Source organism: Bacteroidales bacterium (assembly GCA_013314715.1).
Classification (GTDB): domain Bacteria; phylum Bacteroidota; class Bacteroidia; order Bacteroidales; family GWA2-32-17; genus Ch61.
The window spans coordinates 1-4315 of record JABUFC010000089.1 but is presented as its reverse complement, the minus strand read 5'-3'; the positions used below and the strand labels follow the sequence as shown (position 1 = coordinate 4315).

Below are 4315 nucleotides of genomic sequence, written 5' to 3'. Positions count from 1 at the left end.
GGTAGAATCGAGCAGTGCCGAAATTACAGAGCTAAAATACAGGGCTTTGATTTGCTTGGTTTGGTCTAGTTGTAATTCAACCGAGCCTATGGTCGTTTTGCCGGGGTTATTTGCCTGCAAAGCTTTTGATTCGAAGAATGTCATATTTCCTGATTTTTCTAATTTCATAACGCTAAAATAAGCATTATTTCTGGAATTTAAAATAAAAATATCAATAAGTTATTAATAATCACATATTTGCATGTTAATAGCCTTGCAAAGGACTCGCTAATATATTTGTTTAATTTTATAAATCAATAATATGTCTCTGTTTGCTTTAAAACGAATATAGGTATCTTGCTTTGCTTCTATTTGAAATGAGCCTTTTTTTGTCTCGGAGAATATCTGGATTGTATTTATATAAGCTGTAATCTGGATAATTACTTTTGTGTCATTTGTAGCTGTCAGCTTTGATTTTGCTTTTAGTAATATCTTTTCTGATTCAGTATTTGCAAATAATTTAATACTTTCCATACAGATTAAATGATATTATTTTTTTACTACTCTTTCACTCCTTACCATATTATTCCCTAACACCCTGATGGTATAAATGCCCTGCGGAAGCTGCGAGATGTCAAGTGTGGCTTCGGGTGCGGAGGTGATTATTTTTTGTACGGGCTTGCCTTGCATGTCGTAGAGTGTAACGGTGTATTCGCCGTTCAGCACACCGCGTATGCGAACATGAACTTCGGTGGTAGCTGGATTGGGGTAGATTTCTATTTTGTATTTGTAAAATGTTTCTGAAGCAAAACCCTGATGGCAATTTTTCACATAGGTTTGTACAGTATCGCTTTGTTGCCAGCCCCACGGGTCTTTTATTTTTACTATGATTTGCTGCATGCCGGTATTGAGGGGGACATAGGGCATTAAGGTGTCTATCCAAAGGGGTAAGGTGTTGGGGTAGTAAATGCTATCCAATACAAGTGTGTTATTGGCATAGATGGAGTACGGGGCACTGCGGCCTTTGAATGTAACGGGTATCCATGCCGTGTCGTTTTTGCAGATGGTATCGGGTACCTGGGTTACATTAATAACCAATGCCGTATCATTGCAGCTTTGCAGGCCATCGCAGCCAAGGCTGTCGGTTTTTACAAGCCATGCTTCCATATCGGGGCCTACATTGATGGTATCAATGGCAGAGCCACAGAAAGCAAGGCCTTTGTCGCTGGTTTCTATCATGTCCCATGCACGGTAGCGGATGTATTGAGTGGTGTCGCCCTGCATGTAGTTGCGCCACCAGAGTATATCACCATCGTTGTTGAATTTGGTAACCTGGGAATAGATATTTGCTTCATAAGTCAGAGGTGTTCTTTGATTAAGAACCGCTTGGTTCCCGTCAGATATTGAAATTATTTTAGAAACAGTTAAGCCAGTTGTCGGAACACCAATATTCTTAGTAAATAATACATTAAATTGCCTGTCTGTTTTTATAACAGCAGATGAAGAATAATAATTACCCTGTGATTCATATTGATACATTATTCCGGTTAAAAAATAAGAGCTATCATATCCCAAAGATATTGATTTTATTCCTTCATCATTATAATTGGATAGATTTCCATATAAGTATTGACCTATTACCTGTCCACTTGTATCTGCATTTATTAAATACCAAGCATCTTTACTTTCATTATAAGCAGTGAATCCAAAAAAAAGTAAATTATTATTGTAACCATTTATTAAACCCCAAGGATAGTCGGAGTTGATTGTGCCAATGCTTTTTCTTGAAATAATATTAAACTCAGAGTCTGTTTTCAAAAAAAGAAAATTTCCTTTTGGAATACTATCTCCATTATCGTCATAACTTGTACCACCTGTAAAATAGTAATTACCATTATTTTTAGCATTGCCATAAAATTCTAAATTAATGGTCGGGTATAAAGAATCTTTAACTTTGGTTAATCCAGTATCTATATATAATAAATATTGTTTAAAAATGGATAAGAAAGATCTTTGATACTGAGATAAAATAATAAGTTTATTATTTGGTAATGAGATGAAGTTCTTTAAAACATAGTAGCCCGTATCAACACCATAAGTAGCGGTATCTTCAAAACTACCGTCTGATTTTGTTTTTAATAAAAAGATTTTAGGATTTGCAAGCATACTATTCCCATTGCAGTATATGGAATTATTATACTCAGTTAAATTAAATAATTTTGCATTTAAGTTATACGTTTTAAAAAACTCAGTGGATTGTGAAAACCCACTGAGTTTAATAATGAATAAGAATACTATAAAAAAGATTATTTTCACTTTTTGATGCTTACGGCTTTGCTGCAATGCAGTTCGCCATTTATATACAAAGATAATATATAATTACCTGAAATACAAGTGTTGCAATTAATCCTTATTTCGCCTTTTTCGCCGGTAACCTGGTATGAGTTCATTACTTTTCCGTCAGAAGCCGTGAGCCTTATTTCGCCACCCGTTTCACCGTCTTCCAGTTGATAGCTTATTTTTATATTGCCATCTGACGGGTTAGGGGAAATAACTAATTTGTTGCAGGTTTCGGAATCGTAATGGCTTGTATTTGCTGACAGAGAAAGGCTCTTTGCAACCGAACCATCTGGCAGCCACACATTATACTCCTGCGGTATGCCTGCTTTTTCGAGCAGCGATTTTGCCGTACTTTGTGCATATACAAATTCCGATGATGCTACTGATTCCAGGTAGGGCTGGTTCATTATAATTAACGAGTCGGCTATACTGTCGGGCAATTGAAGCGTCTGGAGTAAAATATCGGAAGTGCTTACATAATCGTCGAAGAGGGGTTGCTTTTCCACGGGTAAACCGGTTACAAGGGTATTGATTACACCTAATTCCGATTGTGCCTGTGTGTAATCGGCTTTTTTAAAGAATAAATTGCATCGGGCAATACGGTCTTCAACCATGTTTGAATTGGCAAGGTACGCTATAATGCTGTCGGTTTTATATCCCAGCGAATCGTAAGTAGTGCTTGTAATAAGGTCGCTGACCGTTTGCATACGGTAATCGTCCAGCCATTTTATCAGGTTTTCCATTTGGGTGCGTGCATTGGGTTGCCCGTTTTGTGCTGCCCATAACTGGTTCTTGAAGTTCTGGTTTATGTTCATCTGGTCAATATACGGGCGTACACGTATGGGAAGTGGTGAGTTGGCAAGTACCACTTCTTTTTTCTGGGCAGGCTTGTTGATGGAGTGTGTCATAAAGGCTATCAGCACGGTATCTGACAAAGGAGAATCGGCCATAAGCATGTTTTTTAACTGACCCGATGGCGGGCTTGCCATAATGGCATCGAGCAAAAGTTGTGTTTGTCCTTTATCGGCATTGGTCAAAATATTTTGATGTTGTTGCTGCAAAGCTGCTACAGCATTATTTAGGCTGTCAATGCGTGTAAATACAGGGTCTGTAAGCGGTGTGGATATAGTAATTGTTGTTTGTGGAGGGACTGTACTGGGGAAAGGGCAGGATTGAGTTTTATTATACATAGGAACACCAACTGAAACAGGGCTAATAGAACCAATAATTGTGGGAATACATTCAGGTGTGGTTTGATAATAATAATTGGAGACCTTTGCAAAAATATTTCAATTTTTCGATATATCAAAAATATATGCTTAAAATTGAATTTTTAAGGTAATTATTCAAATTACTGGACGATTTTATTCAAAAAAACAACTTTTTTTAAGCCAAAGAACCTTATTTTTTATCTTTTAGCCCTTATTTTAGGCTTTAGTTCGCACATGGGCACACTTCGCCCATCTAAATAAGCGATACGGCAAGCATTAAATTAACGGTCGTCTTCGTTTCTATCTTCAGCTATTTCGTAAGTTGTTTTGCCTTTGGGAGCATATGGACTTATGGTTACGCTTGCATCTACAATGGTTTTCCCTTTTTTTACTTTTGCACCGTGATGTTCTAATTGTTTATTGATTTTTCGAAGTAAACGATCGTAGGCTTTTTTACGAACTAATTCACTACGAAAACGGCTGATGGTGCTATGATCGGGAATGGGTTGATTTAGCTCTAAATCTAAAAAAATTCGTGCACTTACACTGTCTTTTACAAAATCTTCGCATGCTACATCGCTCATATCATACCACATCTCTATTAATAGCATTTTAAATAACACTATCGACGGATAACTGGGACGACCATCTACACTTTCACCTTTTTTGTAAACTTTATCTAACTCACGTTCTAACCAACGCCAGTCTATAATGGAATTCACTTTTTTGAAAAATTCGCTACGACGAGTCTTTATTTCACCCATATAAGATTCGAAGAATGTCAT

4 protein-coding genes are annotated in these 4315 nt (G+C 37.0%); all 4 read right to left on the bottom strand.

All coding sequences use genetic code 11. The features are described from left to right. A partial coding sequence (locus tag HPY79_12350; GenBank protein ID NSW46592.1) for a hypothetical protein occupies positions 1–144 on the bottom strand: 144 nt, incomplete at its 3' end. A gap of 384 nt (positions 145–528) precedes the next feature. After that, complete coding sequence (locus tag HPY79_12345) at positions 529–2145, bottom strand: T9SS type A sorting domain-containing protein (GenBank protein ID NSW46591.1); 1617 nt, start codon at positions 2143–2145, stop codon at positions 529–531. Positions 2146–2291: 146 nt separating this feature from the next. Further along, on the bottom strand, positions 2292–3509 hold the full coding sequence (locus HPY79_12340; GenBank protein NSW46590.1) for a hypothetical protein: 1218 nt from the start codon (positions 3507–3509) through the stop codon (positions 2292–2294). Between the two features lie 302 nt (positions 3510–3811). Further along, positions 3812–4294, bottom strand: a complete 483-nt coding sequence (locus HPY79_12335) for a transposase (GenBank protein ID NSW46589.1) — start codon at positions 4292–4294, stop codon at positions 3812–3814. Positions 4295–4315: the final 21 nt, after the last annotated feature.